Below are 17153 nucleotides of genomic sequence, written 5' to 3'. Positions count from 1 at the left end.
AACATATGACATACAAATACGATATGCCCGATGCATTAGGTCATTTCGGCCCTTATGGCGGTATCTTTGTAGCGGAAACGCTGATGCCGGCCATTACCGAACTGAATGAGGCCTATCAGCATTATTTACGCGATCCCGAATTCATTGCCGAACTGGACGCTGATCTCAAGCACTATGTGGGTAGGCCATCACCGTTATATCATGCCCAACGCTGGAGCCGGGTGCTCGGCGGTGCGCAAATCCATTTGAAGCGCGAAGACCTCAATCATACCGGTGCCCATAAGGTCAATAATACCGTGGGTCAGGCTTTGCTGGCCAAGCGCATGGGTAAAACCCGGATTATTGCCGAGACTGGTGCCGGTCAGCATGGTGTGGCTACCGCTACGGTTGCTGCCAGACTGGGTCTGGAATGCGTAGTCTATATGGGTGCAGTTGACGTAGCTCGCCAGGCCCAAAATGTCTACCGCATGAAATTGTTGGGTGCGAGGGTAGTACCGGTCGAATCCGGTTCGAAAACCTTGAAAGATGCCTTAAATGAGGCGCTACGGGATTGGGTGACCAATATCGACAACACTTTTTATATTATCGGTACAGTGGCCGGGCCGCATCCATATCCGGCCATGGTTCGCGACTTTCAAGCCGTAATTGGCCGCGAAGCCAAACAGCAGAGTCTGGAGCAGATCGGCAGACTGCCGGATGCTTTGGTGGCCTGCGTTGGTGGCGGTTCCAATGCCATCGGCTTGTTTTATCCTTTTATTGACGATGCCGATGTCAAAATGTATGGAGTTGAGGCAGCCGGTGACGGTATTGCTACCGGCCGCCATTCTGCTCCCCTATGTGCCGGTCGGCCAGGTGTACTGCATGGAAATCGCACCTATTTGATGGCCGATGATGATGGTGAAATTATTGAAACCCATTCCATTTCCGCCGGACTTGACTATCCTGGTGTCGGCCCGGAACATGCTTGGTTAAAAGACACTGGCCGCGCCCAATATGTGAACATTACCGATGATGAAGCACTGGCCGGTTTTCACACCCTGACCAAGCTGGAAGGCATCATCCCGGCGTTGGAATCCAGTCATGCTTTGGCTTATGCCAGCAAACTGGCCCCCACCATGCGTCCGGATCAGCACATTATCGTGAATTTGTCCGGACGTGGTGATAAAGATATGCACACCATCATGCAACGCGAAGGAATGATGCCATGAGTCGCTTAGCCAATAAATTCGCTCAGTTAAAAATCGAAGGCCGTAAAGCCCTGATCCCGTTTATTACTGCCGGTGACCCTTATCCCGCGTTTACCGTGCCACTGATGCACGATTTGGTGGCGGCAGGGGCTGACATCATTGAGCTGGGTGTGCCGTTTTCCGATCCTATGGCCGATGGTCCGGTGATACAGCGTGCCAGTGAGCGTGCCTTGGCGCAACATACCGGTTTGCGTAAAGTACTGAGTATGGCGGCAGAATTCCGTAAAACCGATCAGGATACTCCTATCGTTTTGATGGGCTATCTCAACCCTATCGAAATGTTGGGCTATGAAGCTTTTGCCAACGCCGCGCAGCGTGCCGATGTTGATGGTGTGTTGACTGTGGATTTACCGCCGGAAGAAGCTAAAAACTGTGTAGAATTGCTGCGTGAACGCGGTATAGACCAGATTTTTCTGCTGGCCCCTAATAGTGACGCTGAACGCATTCGTAAAATGGATGCTGTCGGCAGCGGTTATCTTTATTATGTGTCACTCAAAGGTGTTACCGGTGCCGGTCACCTGAATATCGAAGATGTTGCCCAAAAATTGAATTTGATTCGTGCCAACACCAATTTACCTATTGGTGTCGGCTTTGGTGTTAAGGACGCCGCTAGTGCTAAAGCAATTGCCGGTGTTGCTGATGGTGTGGTGATCGGTAGTGCCTTGATCAATAAAATTGAAGAAAATCTTCACGACCCCGAACAGGCTAAGAAGGAGATAGTCGCCTTATTACAATCCCTGCGTCAGGCAATGGATAGTTGAGCATACTGAGAGTTAGAGCATATGAGTTGGTTTGAAAAATTAGTGCCGTCCATCATTAGAACCGAAGTATCACAAAAACGGACGAGTGTACCAGAAGGCCTGTGGAGCAAATGCCCACGTTGCGATGCCATTTTATATAACGCCGAGCTGGTCAAAAATTTCCATGTCTGCCCCAAATGTGAGCATCATTTGCGTTTGCCGGCCAGAGCGCGGCTCGATATGTTTCTGGATACCGCCGATCGCGTAGAAATTGGAGCCGGTCTGAAATCCAGCGATCCTTTAAAATTCAAGGATAGCAAGCGTTATAAAGATCGACTGGCTGCTGCCCAGAAGCAAAGCAATGAATCTGAAGCCCTGGTGGTCATGAAAGGCAAATTGAAAGGTCGGGGTATCGTGGCCGCTGCGTTTGATTTTGGCTTTATGGGTGGCTCCATGGGCTCAGTCGTGGGTGAGCGCTTTGTTCGTGGCGTTAATGAAAGTCTGAAAGCTCGGGTTCCGTTCGTGGTATTCACCGCCAGCGGTGGTGCGCGCATGCAGGAGTCCCTGTTTTCCCTGTTCCAGATGAGCAAAACCAGTGCGGCTTTAACGCGCCTGGCCGATGCCGGTATCCCCTATATTTCCTATATGACCGACCCGACCATGGGCGGGGTGTCTGCCAGTTTGGCTATGCTTGGTGACCTTAATGTTGCGGAACCAGATGCTCTGATCGGTTTTGCCGGACCCCGTGTTATTGAGCAGACTGTTCGCGAAAAACTGCCCGAAGGTTTTCAGCGTAGCGAATTTTTGCAGGAACATGGCGCAATCGACATGATCATTGAACGTCGTGATATGCGCGATAAAATAGCCGAAATTTTAGCCATTCTGTTTCCTGAAGCTGGTCGATTACAGCCGATATCGGTTCAAGAAGATAGCGGTGAGCTAGCCCCAATCCCAATCGATCCGGTCATTAATAGCTTCAATTAGCCGGCAATGACGCGTTTTGCATCGCTGGCGACTTGGCTGAACTGGCAGGAACAACTGCATCCCAGGCCTATAGATTTAGGTCTGGATCGAGTCACTCAAGTCTACCGGAAACTGGGTTTGCATCAGCAGCATCCCCTGACTGTGACTGTGGCCGGTACCAATGGCAAAGGTTCTTGCATCGCTTTTTTGGAAGCCATTTACCGGGCGCAGGGGTATAAAGTGGGGGCTTATACCTCCCCGCATATCCTCAAGTATAACGAACGGATCCGCGTTGATGGTGAGTCGGTTAGTGATGAAGCGATTTGTCAGGCTTTTGAATGTATTGATGTCGAGCGCGATCAAACTAGTCTCAGTTATTTTGAATTTGGCACCTTGGCAGCCTTGCAGATATTTGCCGCCGCCAAAGTAGATGTCCGGTTACTAGAAGTCGGCTTGGGTGGCAGACTTGATGCCGTCAATATTGTTGATCCCGACGTGGCACTGGTCACCACAATTGCTATTGATCACGTTGATTGGTTAGGCAACACTTTGGCTGCTATTGGCCGGGAAAAAGCCGGCATATTTCGACGTGGTGTCCCCGCCGTAATAGGGGAGGGCCAAATTCCCATCTCAGTATTGGAGACTGCGCAGGAAAAACAGGCGCTGTCCAGGCTGATTGGGCGGGATTTTAATTATGTCAAACGCCACGATAATTGGGATTGGCAAAGTGCTGGTCAGTGCTGGCTAAACTTGCCGACCCCTGCTTTTAAAGGTGAACATCAATACCGGAACGCCTCGGCAGTGCTGATGGCCATACAGGAATTACAGGAACGCTTGCCAGTCAGCGAAGCGGCCCTGCATAGTGGACTGCAAAATGCCTATTTAAAAGGCCGTTTTCAGCTAATACCCGGTAAAATACCGGTATTGCTGGATGTTGGTCATAATCCGCAGGCAGTACAAACCTTGATTGAATATTTACAGACTGCTTTTCCTGCTGTGAAAATTCATGCCGTATTCGCCATGATGAAAGACAAGGATATAGCCAGCGTTGTTTCCATCATGCATCCATACGTGCAGGAATGGTATCTGGCACCGCTGCAAAATCCGCGGGTCGCCAGTGAACAAGTAATGTTAAATCATTTTCATCAACAAGCTATAAACTGTGTACACACTGGCTTTAGCGACTTTTCCGCAGCCTTCTTAGCCGCGCGGAAACAGGCTCAGCCAGATGAATTGATACTGATTTTTGGATCTTTTTTTCTAGTGTCAGAATATTTAGCCAAATTTCCCTAGAGGTGATAACGATGGATCAAGAGTTAAAGCAACGATTGATTGGTGCAGTAGTCATAACCGCATTGGCGGCTATCTTTGTGCCCATGCTTTTTGACGATCCCGTTCAGGATACCGGCAAAAACATCAATGCCCTGAAACTCCCGGAAATTCCCGCCAAAGTTCAGGATGTGGAAATTGTGCCCTTACCGGAAAAAACCACAGATGTGGTTCCCAGTGAGCTCAGTCCACCCACTGAAAAATCGCTGAAACCCTTGGAAACACAGAGGGACGCGCCGGTGCAAGAGCTGGATGTCGAAGCCCGTAAACCCAAATTGCATCTTTCCAGTCGCGATAAAACCAATTTTGCCGAAACTAAATCGGCTCATCCGGTAGAAGCTGATCTGAATGATGCGGCAGCCGAAGATTTTGCGCCGCCTAAAGTGGTGAAACCTCAAACTCTGCCCAGCACCAAATTGCCCGCACAGTCAGTTGTGCAAACAGTAACACCAACGGCTCCAGCCGCCCCTGTGGCCAAATCCCAAAAAGCACCCACCAAACCGACTGAGCTAGCCTCTGTTGAAACGCCTGCTGTTACTAAATCGGCGGCCACCAATCCTGCTGGTAATCGCTGGTATTTAAACGCCGGTTCGTTTCAGCAAAAAAATAATGCGGTTAATTTACTGGAAAGCTTGAAACAGCAAGGCTTTGCCGCCACCTTAAAAGAAGTAAGCAATGAAAAAGGCACAGTATACAAAGTCAGAGTCGGGCCTATGCTGGATAAAGCCCAGGTTCAGCAGGTCAAAAATAAACTGACCCAAATTAATGTCAATACCTTTGTATCGCCCGATGAATAAACGGCCCTGCCATTCCCCAAGCGATGGACAATAGCCTTCAACCATGCCGGACTCTATCAACGAGCTGTTAGCAAACAGCAAATGGGTATGGGTAGACTATACCATCGCCGGTATCATCTTCATTTCAGCATTGACCGGTTTGCTGCGCGGCTTTATCAAAGAAGCCTTTGCTCTGATCACCTGGGCGGTGGCGTTTTGGATAGGTGTTAATTATAGTCATGATGTATCGATATATTTGCAACAAAGTGTCGCACTCCCATCAGCACGGTTGGCTTTGGCTTTTGCCGTGCTGTTTTTTACCAGCCTAATACTGGGTGGGATGCTCAGCTATCTGCTCACTCAGTTAGTGCAAAAAACCGGCTTAACCGGTAGTGACAGATTACTGGGTATGGGATTTGGGCTGTTTCGCGGCGCATTCCTGGTATCCTTATTGATTATGCTGGCCGGGTTTACCCCCTTACCGGAAGACCCCTGGTGGAAACAATCTCAATTGATTCCACCCTTTAAGAATTTAGCCTTGTGGCTGAAAGATCGCATTCCGTCGAATATGGCGGACTACATTAAATATCGTTAATAACTGAGTTAAATATGTGTGGTATTGCCGCGATTGTTTCCAATCAAAATGTTAATCAAGATTTATACGATGCCTTAACGGTATTGCAGCACCGGGGGCAGGATGCTGCCGGCATAGCCACCTGCGAGGGTTCGCGGCTGCATTTGCGCAAAGATAACGGTCTGGCCCGCGATGTATTCTCGCCTAGTCAAATGTTGAAATTAAAAGGCAATATGGGTATCGCCCATGTTCGCTATCCAACTGCCGGATGCACCAGCTCTGCCGAAGCCCAGCCGTTTTATGTCAACTCTCCGTTTGGTTTGACGCTGGCTCATAACGGCAATCTAACCAATACCGAAGAACTGAAAATCCAGGTGTTCATGGATGATCAGCGTCATATCAACACCGATTCGGATTCGGAAGTATTGTTGAATGTATTTGCTCACGAACTTCAGCAATCCGGCAAACTGACGCTCAGCGTCAACGATGTGTTCACCGCCGTTAGCGCCGTACACAAACGCTGCCGTGGCGCTTATGCCGTGGTAGTGATGATCGCCGGTTTTGGGGTATTGGGATTTCGCGATCCGCATGGTATTCGGCCCATAGTCTTCGGTGAGCGTAAAACTGAAGAAGGCAGCACCGATTACATGATTGCTTCGGAAAGTGTCGCGCTTGACGTACTGGATTTTCATTTGATTCGTGATATCGCTCCCGGCGAAGCCGTGTTCATAGAAGCCAACGGTAAACTGCACATCCAGCAGTGTGCTGAACAAATCGACCATTGCCCGTGCATTTTCGAGTATGTCTATTTCGCCAGACCCGATTCAATCATAGATGATATTTCGGTCTACAAAGCCAGAATGCGGATGGGTAAAAAACTGGCCAAAAAAATCCTCAAGGAATGGCCGAACCATGATATCGATGTGGTGATACCTATTCCCGACACCAGTCGCACGGCCGCTTTACAGATGGCTCATGATTTGGGGGTCAAGTTCCGCGAAGGCTTTATGAAAAACCGCTATATTGGCCGCACTTTCATCATGCCCGGCCAGAAAATGCGCCAAAAATCTGTCAAGCAGAAGCTCAATGCCATTGCGCTGGAATTTAGCGGCAAAAATGTGTTACTGGTTGACGACTCAGTGGTGCGCGGCACCACCTCCGAACAAATTATTCAAATGGCCAGGGATGCCGGTGCCAAAAAAGTTTATTTTGCCTCAGCTGCGCCGCCGGTACGTTATCCCAATGTTTATGGCATCGACATGCCGGCTGCCCATGAGCTGATTGCCCATGGCCGCACCGAGCAGGAAGTTTGTGAAGCAATACGTGCTGATCGGCTAATCTATCAGGATATCGACGATTTGATTGATGCAGTGGGCCGGGGTAATCAAAATATTAAACATTTTGATACTTCCTGCTTTACCCATGAATATATTACCGCGGATATCGACGACGCCTATCTGGCCCGGATTGAAGCTTTACGCAATGATACGGCTCAAGCGGAACGAAATTCGGAAAACATACTCTTAGAACTGCAAAACGCCCAATAAACCCGGATACACCCATGAATGATTTAGACTGGCAGACCTATGCGGCAGAAACTCAAGCCATCAGGGCCGGGCACCGGCGCAGCCCCGAAGGTGAACACAGCCTGCCGATTTTCACCACCTCAAGTTATGTATTTGATAGTGCAGAACAGGCTGCCTTAAGATTTACCGGCAAACAGCCCGGCAACATCTATTCGCGTTTCACCAATCCCACGGTTAGTGCGTTTCAGGAACGCTTGGCATTATTGGAACAGGGTGAGCGCTGTCTGGCCTTTTCCTCAGGCATGGCCGCCATCATGGCAGTGGGTATGGCCTTACTTAAAGCCGGTGATCATGTACTGTGTTCGCGTAGCGTATTCGGTAACACAGTATTAGCGTTTCAAAATTATTTCGGCAAATTCGGAGTTGAAACCGATTTCGTCAGCCTTACCGATTTGGCGGCCTGGGAAGCAGCCATAAAACCCAACACCCGCTTCCTGTTTTTGGAAACACCTTCCAACCCGCTGATCGAAATCGCCGATATTCAGGCTCTGGCCGATCTGGCCCATAGCCGTGGTTGTTTACTGGTGGTAGATAATGTGTTTTGTACGCCTATTTTGCAACAGCCATTGACACTGGGTGCAGATCTGGTGGTACATTCCGCTACCAAATACATAGACGGCCAAGGTCGTTGTGTAGGCGGCGCAGTGATTGGCAACACCGAACTAATCGAAAATAGCCTTTATCCTTATCTGCGTACCGGTGGCGCCACCATGAGCCCATTCAATGCCTGGGTATTTTTGGGTGGTCTGGAAACGCTGGCCTTGCGCATGAAAGCTCATTGCGATAATGCTTTTGCCCTGGCACTCTGGCTGGAACAACAACCGGCTGTGGCCAAAGTGCATTACCCTGGTTTAAGTAGCCACGCCCAGCACGAACTGGCCAAACGTCAGCAAAGCCATTTTGGCGCTGTGGTCAGTTTTGAATTGCACGGCGGCAAGGATCAGGCCTGGCAACTGATAGACAGCACTCAGCTATTGTCTATCACCGCCAATCTTGGTGATGTAAAAACCACCATCACCCATCCGGCTACCACTACTCATGGTCGGCTGTCGCCAGAGGCTCGTGCCGCTGCCGGGATCCAAGACAGTCTGGTCAGAATTTCGGTAGGTCTGGAAAACCTGACCGACATTAAAAATGACCTGCGTCGGGGTCTGGAAAGCCTTGCGTAATGAGGCCGACCCTGGTTTTTAGCTTAAAATCGCATTAGCCCAGCTTCTTTGTTTTCAATCTGGAAGCTGGCAACAAATAGTCTAACTAGGCTGCTCGGCGGCCAAAATGGATTTAACAAGTAAAGGATCAAGCTGCTTTTGCAACTCTAACGCATATAAATCATCAAAGCCGCCTATATGCGTAGTGCCAATATAAATTTGCGGTACGGTACGGCGCTGGGTTTTTTCCATCATGGCCTGCCGTAAACCAGGTTCGGCATCGACATTGATTTCAGTATAAGTCACCCCTTTTTTGTCCAGCAAACGTTTTGCCATGGTGCAATAAGGGCAGAATCCTGCAGTGTAAATAATAATTTCCGGCATTGATTGAGTAATAATTTCTGATAAATTAATAGATGCTAATAGTTTGGCCTATTTTAAAGATAAACCCACATTTACTCAACTGCCAAAGCGCGTGCCAGCTGTGCCAGCAAGCCTAGGGCTGCTTCCGCCAGAGTGGTGCCAAACGCCACCATGCCATCCTCATGGCCCAGCATAGCAAACACCGGCGGCTGATTTACTGCAGTATTCAACAGGCTTTTTACCGCTTCGGTCATCGCCACCGTGCCGTAAGCGATATGGGCCGGAGTTTGCGCCAAGCCCAGTTCCTGGCAGTGCCGCCATAGCACCGGGCTGTGCACATGAATCACCGCCTGGACCGCAGGGCGTTGCTGGTAGATCAGTGCGTGAGTTAATGCCTCGGAAGAGGGCGCACTCAGCCCAGTAGATTCAATGCTATTATGCTCAGGACTGGCTATTTCAACCAGCGCATAATTGGCCCGTGTCAGCTCAGGCAAGTGTCCGGTCTGTGTGCCGGAAATTAAAAATTGTCCAGAACCGGGAACTAGCCGCCGGCTGATATTGCCAAACCGCAAACCGTCATATTTATTCGGCTGCTGGCCCACCAACTCCAGCCGGTACAAAATATGGCGCCAGGCATTTAATTCAGCAATATTCATCTGAATTGGCAGCGAGAGATAGCGATGTTCAAGTTGATATTTGATAACGCCTTCCGCATCCCCTATAGTGTTTTTCATTCTTACCCGTCTAGTCAACTTAGTGCATGATATCTAATTATCTTAAAACGCTTTGCCTGATCTTTATTATCTATATAGGTGGCAGTTTACCAGCAAGCGCAATCCTCACTCAAAATCCGGCCAGTAAGACTCTAACCTTGGCTGAAATTGACCAAAAAATCCAGACCATCAAAGACCGGCAAAATCTGTCCGATGAACTTAAAAAAAGGATTCTCAGCAGCTATGCCGAAAGCCAGGATTATCTCAGCGAAGCCCAGGCCCAGGAAGCTCAGGCCGAAGCCTATAAACAATCGCTGCTAAACCTGCCCATCGAAGCCACACACTTGGCTAAACAGATCACCGATGCCGAAAACAATCTAAAAAATCATAAGCCGGAAAAACTCAACATTTTTCCCACTGATGAGTTGGAACAGCGGTTGATTATCGAAAAAACCAGTCTTAGCGACCTGGATAGCGAAATTAATCGCATCGAAACCCTGATCGGCGATTTACTCAATCGACCACAACTAATCCGGGCCAAAATTTCCGAAATCAAAACCAAGCAGGCCCAGAGTCAACACGAACAACAAACTTTAGTTGTCCATAGTATTGACAATATTGCCGAAAAAGAGTCCCGCCAGATCTGGCTGGATAGCCGGGGCCGGCTGTTTATCAGCAGCCTTAAAGCCCTGGAACTGGAAAATATCAGCGATCCAATTCGTCTTGAAGTGGAAAAAAATCGGATTCATCTGCTGAATTTGCAGCGTGAACAACTCAGTTTGCTGATTTCCGATTTGGATAACTTTCTGTTGGATAGGCGCCAGCAGGAAATTGGGAAAGAGCAGGCCGAATTACTTCAAGCCGAAAAAGCCGCTGCCGGTAAACATCCGCTGATACAGGAAGCGACCCGCGAAAATATGGCTTACAGCCGTAGCCTGCAAGACATTACCAAAAGCATGGAACAGTTTCAGGCGCAGAAAAATGAACTGGAACAACGCTATAAACAACTGGAAAAAGATTTCCAAAGCGCAGAGCAAAAAATTAACCTGGCTGGCTTAAGCCCGGCACTGGGCAATTTACTGCGCGAACAACGCCGTAACCTGCCGCAAGCCAAACAATACAGCAAACTTGACGACAGCATCCAAAGCCAGATTGCCAAAGCCAGTCTGGAAGGATTTAAACTCGAAGAAGTCCGTAAAAATCTGGCCGATATCGGTACAGTGTTAACCAAGCGTTTGGCGCAACAACTCCCGGCTGATATCAGCGATATTGAAAAGCTGCGCATTCGCACCGAATTACGCATGTTGCTCAACGATCAAAAAGAGCTGGTTGGACGCTTGGCCAGTGTTTACAGCGAATATTCCCAGGCATTGGGTGATGTGGATTTCAGCCTGCAGCAAATGTTGAGTGTTGCCGATAAATACAGAGCCTATCTGGATGAGCGTCTGCTCTGGGTGCCTAGTGCACCGGTAATTGATAAATATTTTTTCAAGGATGTCCTCACATCCTTGCTTTGGTTCCTGCAGGTGGAAAACTGGGAACAACTATTCAGCAATTTTGGTATGGGTTTAGCTACCCATATCTGGCTGGTTGCAGTTGGCTTCGGCTTGGTGTTTGCTTACTGGCAATTAAAATCCATCGCCAAAGCCCGCATAAAAAATCTGCGTCCGCGCCGTATAGGCGGCAGCCAATATCATTACCATTATAATTTTAATCAAACCTTGCTCGGGCTGGCCCATATCCTGATATTGGCTATCGCCTTGCCGTTAATATTGGCGTGGCTAGCCGTAGTACTGGCCTTGAGTGGCAGCGGCGATGCATATACCCATGATTTTAGTCGCGGCCTATTAGCCGCAGCGCTGTCACTCAGCATCGTCCAGTTTTTTTATCTGCTATTTAAGCCGGAAGGGGTAGCCGAGGCCCTGTTTGAATGGCAGAGCCGTAACATCAGCCTACTCTATAAGCAATTCAAATGGACGCGTTTTGTCTTAGTACCCAGTATATTCATTATAGCCATGACCGGCAGCGATGTTTTTTCAGAACACAGCTACGCCCTGGGTAGAGCCGCCATGATCATATCGATGCTGGTGATGACTTATACCTTTCATCGCCTCGCCCATCCGCGCTACGGCTTGTCTAATAGTTTTCAAAAAAATGCCCAGGGCTGGAACAAAGCCCTGCCCTACATTTGCTACATCATAGCCGTGGGCATTCCACTAGCCATTATTGGCTTTGCTGTAGAAGGCTATTATCAAAGCGCCTTGGAAATTCAGCAAAAACTCATCATCAGTTTGCGCTTGATCTTTTTTACCGCCTTACTGCACGAAGTGGCACAGCACTGGTTGGCTGTGACCAAACGCCAATTGGCCCTGCGTAATGCCAGACAAAAACGTAGACAAACCGAACAGGCCGCCGTTACCCCGCTGGAAAGTGGTTTTATGATTGCAGAACCCTTGCTGGATTTATCCAAAATTAATCAGCAAAGCCACAAACTCCTTAGCACCATTATCATCGCCATTCTGCTGCTGGGTTTCTGGATGATATGGAACGGTATCCTGCCGGCTTTTTCCATCCTGGACCGTATCGAACTTTGGCAACATAGCGTCATCCTGGATGGCAAGGAAACCCTGGAACGGGTAACCCTCACCAATTTACTGATATCCCTGGTCTATACCGGTATCAGCTTTATCCTGGTCAGTAATTTTCCAGCCCTGGTTGATCTGCTTTCGGTAGGCAAATTTGTCATGGCGCCCGGTAGCCGTTATGCCCTGATCCATCTGATGCGCTATCTCATGCTCAGTATTGCCTTTCTAGCCATTGCCAATGAACTGGGCGGCAGCTGGTCGCAGGTACAATGGCTGGTGGCGGCACTCAGCGTTGGCTTGGGTTTTGGTTTACAGGAAATCTTTGCCAATATGGTGTCCGGCATTATCCTGCTGTTTGAACGGCCCATTCGGGTTGGCGACACCGTCACCATCGGCAGCGTCACCGGTCGGGTTAGCCGCATCCAGATGCGTGCTACCCATATTGTCGACTGGGACAGAAAAGAACTGGTCGTACCCAACAAACTGTTTATTACCGATCAGCTCATCAACTGGACCTTATCCGACACCGTGACTCGCATCGTGGTTTCCATTGGCATTGCTTATGGGGAAGACATAGGCAAAGTCGAGCACATACTCAGAGATGCCATCACCGCCACACCACTGGTATTAGCCGAACCTCACGCCAATGTAGTGTTCATTGGTTTTGGCGACAGTGCACTGCAATTTGATATCCACGTTTTCGTCCATGAACTGTCGGACAGGCTGGAAGTAGGCCATGTACTACGTAAAAACATCTACGAAGCTCTGCTGGCCAATCACATCGAAATTCCGTTCCCGCAAAGAGATATCCATATACGCAGCTATCCGCCAGGTGTAACCCCGGTCGCCCCAGAAACACCACCCAGTGTCCAGGCAACTGCCGGCGGATAAAACGGAGATAAGCCAACTACCCAGTTCCCCATTTGAACAATGGGGTAGGGAGGATTTGAAGAAGGCCGATACTAATTTATATAAATCAAAGTCTTAAGAAAACATGGCCTTATTGAACGAGCTATTCCAGGTTCAGGATAAACTGCCATTGTTGCTCAGAAACCGGCATAATCGACAGACGATTACCCCGCCGCAACAAAGCCAGTTCCGCCAGCTCCACCTTCAGCCTTAACTCCCGCAAACTGATAGTACGGCTCAGCTTACGCACAAAGCGCACATCCACCATAAACCAGGTGGGTTTGTCGGAATTGCTCTTCGGGTCAAAATGCTTGTCATCCGGATCAAACGCCGTAAAATCTGGATAAGATTCCCGCGCCACCTCGGCAATCCCCACTATGCCCGGTTCATCACAATTGGAATGATAAAAAAACATCTGATCGCCGATTTTCATCTCATCGCGCATCATATTCCGCGCCTGATAATTCCGCACCCCGTCCCAATGTTCAGTCTGTCCTGGGCGGTCATGCAGATCATCAATACTGAACGCTTCAGGTTCGGATTTCATTAGCCAGTAACGCATATATACTCCACTCAGTACCTAAGTTGTCTTCAATTCCCTGTATTTATGCAGCTTTAAATTCAATTTTTTCCACGCCATCCAGATTAACGGTTTGTCTGGCCTGCCAGAGGTTGTAATTATCCTGCATTGCCAACCAGCTTTCTGCCGAACGCCCCAAAGCTTTGGATAAGCGCAAAGCCATTTCCGAACTGATATTGCTATTGCCGTTCAGGATACGGTTAAGGGTGGAAGGTGATACGTCCAGTTTTGCTGCAAGCTGCCTGCCGGTCAAGGCAAACGGCTCCAGATAGACTTCCCGGATAAATTCGCCCGGATGCGGTGGGTTGTGCATAGTCATTAGTGGTAATCCTCGTAATCAATTATATAAGTATGGCCGTTATGGAAGTCAAAAGTGACACGCCAGTTGCCATTTACCCAGACAGACCAACGGTCAATGTCAGCACCTTTTAAAGGATGCAGTTTAAAACCGGGGATGTCCATATCGTCAATGTCGGAAGCGGTATCCAGGGCTGCAAGTTGTGTCCTTAATCGTTTGGCGTGTTGCTGCTGAATCCCGGTAACAGAACCGGAGTCATAAAACTTTTTAAGGCCTTTATGGCGAAACGATTTAATCATGGCTAGATTCTAGCATGTTGCGCAATGCGCAACAATAAGCGTGATGTGAATTGTTGCCGGGTATGGCGGTTGATATTGTCAAACCTGTAATTGGAGTGCAGGGGCTGTTGCTTGTTGAGGCAGGATAACGTGGTTTCCCATATAAAATACCACCCAAAAGTGATTTGTCTAAATTTTTATCTGCTTTGTAATTTATATAATATATTAAAATCAGTAAATTATGTCACTTTATGGCTTGACTGATGTTTTCATTAGCTAGTAATGCATATATGCTCCGGCCTGTTTCTGGGTTGATTATTATGGTTGGTAAAGGCTGGATTATTCAGAAACACCAGACCTAAGGTCTAAATGTCCCCCTCATTTTAAAGGATAATCCGAAAGAGACCTAGGTGGTATAGCCGCTCTCAAGGCATTTAATACCGCAAAGACATCAATAATTTCTTGCGTGATCGCTCCCACCACGGGCGTCAAATAACCTAAACCCGCAAAAGTCATTCCCACCACACTTAAAGCCATACCACCGACAGCACTTTGCATCGCAATTTTTCTCATACGCTTACCGATATGAAACAGCTCATCTACTTTTAACAACGAACTGTTCATAATCACAGCATCCGCAGCCTCACCGGTAATATCACTATTTTGCCCAAAAGCAATACCGATGGTGGCAGCGGTCAAAGAGGGCGCATCGTTAATCCCATCGCCCAGAAAAATGGTTTTTGCTTGCTGAGTTTCCCGGCGGACAATGTCCAGTTTTTGTTCAGGGCTTTGGCTGAAAAAAACATGCTTAATACCCACTTGCTCAGCCAGATAACGAACCTCCGATTCTCGGTCTCCTGAAACCAGCATCACTTTGTCGAAAAGATGCTTAGGTCGTAAATGATGGATAAACGAAGAACTATCAGTACGCACTTCATCCCTAAACTGCAGTGTAGCCGCGTAAACATCATTAATCAGCACAATACATTCCAGGCCCCCGGTAATAGGCGGTAAAAGATCGATTTTACCGGGATCTTGCTCAATAAATTTCTTCCGACTGGTAATCTGTACCAACTTGCCTGCAACCTCACCCCTAAGCCCCTGTCCGGGTAACTCCGTAATGTTTTTCACAGTTAAAAATGATATTTTCGATTTTTCAGCCGTTTTAACAATAGCACTGGATAATGGATGTTTGGAGTAACGTTCCAAACTGGCAATTAAGGCCAAAACCTCCGGCTCATTAAACTGATTACCCGGAATCAACCCAGTCAGCGTGGGGCGTCCATAAGTTAAAGTGCCGGTCTTATCAAAAATAGCCGTGCGGCAGGTACCTATCGTTTCCAGAATGGCGGGATTTTTAATAATAATTTCCCGACGCGCTGCCAGCGAAATTGAACTGATAATAGTAACAGGGATGCCGATTAGCAAAGGACAAGGCGTAGCAACCACCAAAACCGCCAGAAATCGCACCACATCATCGCTCAATAGCCAAGCAGTCACCGCAATCACCACCGCTAACGGCGTATAAAGTGCGCCGAGTTGATCACCCAGTCGCCTAATATTGGGCCGGTATTGCTCAGATGAGCGCATCACTTCCATGATTTTGGCGTATCGTGAATCAACAGAGAGTTTGTCAGCCCGAATAGATAATGCAGCATCCCCATTAATCGCACCAGACATCACCTGTGAGCCGGTGGTTTTCGACATCATATAAGGTTCACCCGTCAAATACGATTCATCCATCGTCCCAGTTCCTTCCAGCACCGTACCATCAACCGGGCAAATTTCGTGCGGCAGAATCACTAAGATATCGCCAATATTGACTTGCTCAGTGGTGATATCAATCACCGTGTCTGCCGCTTTTCGATGAGCAACCGATGGCATACGATTCGCCAACGCTTCCAGTACCGAAGAAGCCTTACGCACCGCGTAGGTTTCAAGTGCCACACCGCCCGATAACATCAATACCACCAAACTGCCTGCCAGGTATTCGTCCAGCAATACAGCAGTGATAATCGATAAACCTGCCAGCAAATCGGCGCCAAACTCACCCTTGAAAAGCTTAACAAACAGTTGGAATACCAGCGGAATACCGCCCAGTAGCAATACAGCCAGTAAAGGCAGTTGTGCTAATTCAACCGTGAACTGATGATAGTCTTGAAACAGTTGAGCAATAGCAGAAGAAAAAGCAATATTCAGCGACAGTGTATATGTCTGATGCCCCATATCAAGCCCAGTGTGAACCACCAGATAGCAGCCTATGCCCAGCACACTCAATCCAGCAATACTGTTTTCAAAAGTAGAGCTTTTGCTAACAGATTTCTTTATTTCAGACATGGGCTTTCCCTTAAAATCATGACACAAGCCTAGGGGCTGGTCGGCGATGGCCCAGACGCCAGGTCATGTGTTGAACGCACCTAAAATCCCTATCGGTATAGGGGCTGGCAGAACCAAAATCACACAACGTTCAATCGGGCCTATTTTTACTGGAATCCGTCGTTAATTTTTTATAGCCATTAACCATGGCCTTGGCCAAATTTTCCCGATGAATATAACTTTCAACGGCCACACCGGCAACATGCACAAAAACCAATACTAGCGTGAAGTTAGCAAAAAACTCATGCAATTCCTCCCACAGTTCTTCATTATCAGCCCCAATGCTGGCCAGTGGGCCTGCCGTTTGATCTGCACCGTAAACAGCAAAGCCCGTTAAGGTCGTCATCACCAAACTGATCAATAATAAGACAATCATCGCGGCCCCGGCTGGATTATGTCCCAAGTAGCGTTTTGCTTTAAAAGCAATCAAATCCTTAACATAATTAATCGACTCCGCAGGCTTGACCAGAAAACCGTTAAACTTGGCATACTGATTACCCAAAAAGCCCCAGGCAAGGCGAAAGATTAAAAGCCCCGACACCAGATAACCCGCCCAGACATGCAGCGTCAATAAATCCTCTTCAGTCACATAGGCAATAACAAATCCGGCAACCAGCAGCCAATGGAAAATCCTTAGCGGCAGATCCCAAACTTTAACTGAGTCTTGAGTGTTCATTTTGGCACCATT

At 48.3% G+C, this 17153-nt stretch carries 16 protein-coding genes; 9 read left to right on the top strand and 7 right to left on the bottom strand.

Going from position 1 to position 17153, the window contains the following annotated elements; all coding sequences use genetic code 11:
• Positions 1–5: 5 nt before the first annotated feature.
• Genes trpB through KEF85_RS12220 form a run of 8 tightly spaced genes read left to right on the top strand, consistent with a single transcriptional unit; the run spans position 6 to position 8384 of the window.
• On the top strand, positions 6–1208 hold the full coding sequence (gene trpB, locus KEF85_RS12255) for a tryptophan synthase subunit beta (protein ID WP_215580971.1): 1203 nt from the start codon (positions 6–8) through the stop codon (positions 1206–1208).
• The gene (gene trpA / locus KEF85_RS12250) at positions 1205–2008 is read left to right on the top strand and encodes a tryptophan synthase subunit alpha (protein WP_215580969.1); all 804 of its coding nucleotides are present in this window, start codon (positions 1205–1207) and stop codon (positions 2006–2008) included. Before trpB ends, trpA begins: the two co-directional genes overlap by 4 nt.
• Before the next feature lie 21 nt (positions 2009–2029).
• Positions 2030–2971, top strand: a complete 942-nt coding sequence (gene accD / locus KEF85_RS12245; RefSeq protein ID WP_215580967.1) for an acetyl-CoA carboxylase, carboxyltransferase subunit beta — start codon at positions 2030–2032, stop codon at positions 2969–2971.
• Positions 2972–2977: 6 nt separating this feature from the next.
• On the top strand, positions 2978–4243 hold the full coding sequence (folC, locus tag KEF85_RS12240) for a bifunctional tetrahydrofolate synthase/dihydrofolate synthase (RefSeq protein WP_215580965.1): 1266 nt from the start codon (positions 2978–2980) through the stop codon (positions 4241–4243).
• Positions 4244–4254: 11 nt separating this feature from the next.
• A complete protein-coding gene (locus KEF85_RS12235; protein ID WP_215580963.1) occupies positions 4255–5076 on the top strand; it encodes an SPOR domain-containing protein in 822 nt (273 codons plus the stop codon).
• A 43-nt stretch (positions 5077–5119) separates the two neighbouring features.
• Positions 5120–5650 carry a CvpA family protein gene (locus KEF85_RS12230; protein ID WP_215580961.1) on the top strand — a complete coding sequence of 177 codons (531 nt, stop codon included), beginning with the start codon at positions 5120–5122 and terminating at the stop codon, positions 5648–5650.
• Between the two features lie 14 nt (positions 5651–5664).
• A complete protein-coding gene (gene purF, locus KEF85_RS12225) occupies positions 5665–7176 on the top strand; it encodes an amidophosphoribosyltransferase (protein WP_215580959.1) in 1512 nt (503 codons plus the stop codon).
• 14 nt (positions 7177–7190) lie between these two features.
• Positions 7191–8384, top strand: a complete 1194-nt coding sequence (locus tag KEF85_RS12220; protein ID WP_215580957.1) for an O-succinylhomoserine sulfhydrylase — start codon at positions 7191–7193, stop codon at positions 8382–8384.
• 81 nt (positions 8385–8465) lie between these two features.
• Here KEF85_RS12220 and grxC read toward each other — a convergent pair whose 3' ends face one another.
• Positions 8466–8747, bottom strand: coding sequence for a glutaredoxin 3 (gene grxC, locus KEF85_RS12215; RefSeq protein ID WP_215580955.1), 282 nt, complete (start codon positions 8745–8747; stop codon positions 8466–8468).
• 71 nt (positions 8748–8818) lie between these two features.
• On the bottom strand, positions 8819–9460 hold the full coding sequence (locus KEF85_RS12210) for a class II aldolase/adducin family protein (RefSeq protein WP_246534923.1): 642 nt from the start codon (positions 9458–9460) through the stop codon (positions 8819–8821).
• A 137-nt stretch (positions 9461–9597) separates the two neighbouring features.
• Here KEF85_RS12210 and KEF85_RS12205 point away from each other — a divergent pair, with 137 nt between their 5' ends.
• Entirely contained in the window at positions 9598–12915 is a 3318-nt protein-coding gene (locus KEF85_RS12205; RefSeq protein ID WP_246534922.1) for a mechanosensitive ion channel domain-containing protein, read from the top strand.
• A gap of 121 nt (positions 12916–13036) precedes the next feature.
• Here the strand turns inward: KEF85_RS12205 and KEF85_RS12200 are convergent, their stop codons facing one another.
• The 5 genes from KEF85_RS12200 to KEF85_RS12180 form a co-directional block, all read right to left on the bottom strand.
• The gene (locus KEF85_RS12200) at positions 13037–13495 is read right to left on the bottom strand and encodes an EVE domain-containing protein (RefSeq protein ID WP_215580951.1); all 459 of its coding nucleotides are present in this window, start codon (positions 13493–13495) and stop codon (positions 13037–13039) included.
• A gap of 43 nt (positions 13496–13538) precedes the next feature.
• Positions 13539–13832 carry a HigA family addiction module antitoxin gene (locus KEF85_RS12195; RefSeq protein WP_215580949.1) on the bottom strand — a complete coding sequence of 98 codons (294 nt, stop codon included), beginning with the start codon at positions 13830–13832 and terminating at the stop codon, positions 13539–13541.
• The gene (locus tag KEF85_RS12190) at positions 13832–14110 is read right to left on the bottom strand and encodes a type II toxin-antitoxin system RelE/ParE family toxin (RefSeq protein ID WP_215580947.1); all 279 of its coding nucleotides are present in this window, start codon (positions 14108–14110) and stop codon (positions 13832–13834) included. Before KEF85_RS12190 ends, KEF85_RS12195 begins: the two co-directional genes overlap by 1 nt.
• Positions 14111–14467: 357 nt before the next feature.
• A complete protein-coding gene (locus tag KEF85_RS12185; protein WP_215580945.1) occupies positions 14468–16426 on the bottom strand; it encodes a heavy metal translocating P-type ATPase in 1959 nt (652 codons plus the stop codon).
• A 130-nt stretch (positions 16427–16556) separates the two neighbouring features.
• On the bottom strand, positions 16557–17141 hold the full coding sequence (locus KEF85_RS12180; RefSeq protein ID WP_215580943.1) for a cytochrome b/b6 domain-containing protein: 585 nt from the start codon (positions 17139–17141) through the stop codon (positions 16557–16559).
• Positions 17142–17153 lie beyond the last annotated feature (12 nt).

Source organism: Methylomonas paludis (assembly GCF_018734325.1).
Taxonomy (GTDB): domain Bacteria; phylum Pseudomonadota; class Gammaproteobacteria; order Methylococcales; family Methylomonadaceae; genus Methylomonas; species Methylomonas paludis.
The sequence above is the reverse complement of the archived record's forward strand: the minus strand, read 5'-3'. Positions and strand labels throughout refer to the sequence as shown.

Bases quoted from the DNA above. Each gene is read 5' to 3' on its own strand.
- trpB (WP_215580971.1), top strand. From the start codon at position 6: ATGACATACAAATACGATATGCCCGATGCATTAGGTCATTTCGGCCCT.
- trpA (WP_215580969.1), top strand. From the start codon at position 1,205: ATGAGTCGCTTAGCCAATAAATTCGCTCAGTTAAAAATCGAAGGCCGT.
- accD (WP_215580967.1), top strand. From the start codon at position 2,030: ATGAGTTGGTTTGAAAAATTAGTGCCGTCCATCATTAGAACCGAAGTA.
- folC (WP_215580965.1), top strand. From the start codon at position 2,978: ATGACGCGTTTTGCATCGCTGGCGACTTGGCTGAACTGGCAGGAACAA.
- KEF85_RS12235 (WP_215580963.1), top strand. From the start codon at position 4,255: ATGGATCAAGAGTTAAAGCAACGATTGATTGGTGCAGTAGTCATAACC.
- KEF85_RS12230 (WP_215580961.1), top strand. From the start codon at position 5,120: ATGCCGGACTCTATCAACGAGCTGTTAGCAAACAGCAAATGGGTATGG.
- purF (WP_215580959.1), top strand. From the start codon at position 5,665: ATGTGTGGTATTGCCGCGATTGTTTCCAATCAAAATGTTAATCAAGAT.
- KEF85_RS12220 (WP_215580957.1), top strand. From the start codon at position 7,191: ATGAATGATTTAGACTGGCAGACCTATGCGGCAGAAACTCAAGCCATC.
- grxC (WP_215580955.1), bottom strand. From the start codon at position 8,747: ATGCCGGAAATTATTATTTACACTGCAGGATTCTGCCCTTATTGCACC.
- KEF85_RS12210 (WP_246534923.1), bottom strand. From the start codon at position 9,460: ATGAAAAACACTATAGGGGATGCGGAAGGCGTTATCAAATATCAACTT.
- KEF85_RS12200 (WP_215580951.1), bottom strand. From the start codon at position 13,495: ATGCGTTACTGGCTAATGAAATCCGAACCTGAAGCGTTCAGTATTGAT.
- KEF85_RS12195 (WP_215580949.1), bottom strand. From the start codon at position 13,832: ATGACTATGCACAACCCACCGCATCCGGGCGAATTTATCCGGGAAGTC.
- KEF85_RS12190 (WP_215580947.1), bottom strand. From the start codon at position 14,110: ATGATTAAATCGTTTCGCCATAAAGGCCTTAAAAAGTTTTATGACTCC.
- KEF85_RS12185 (WP_215580945.1), bottom strand. From the start codon at position 16,426: ATGTCTGAAATAAAGAAATCTGTTAGCAAAAGCTCTACTTTTGAAAAC.
- KEF85_RS12180 (WP_215580943.1), bottom strand. From the start codon at position 17,141: ATGAACACTCAAGACTCAGTTAAAGTTTGGGATCTGCCGCTAAGGATT.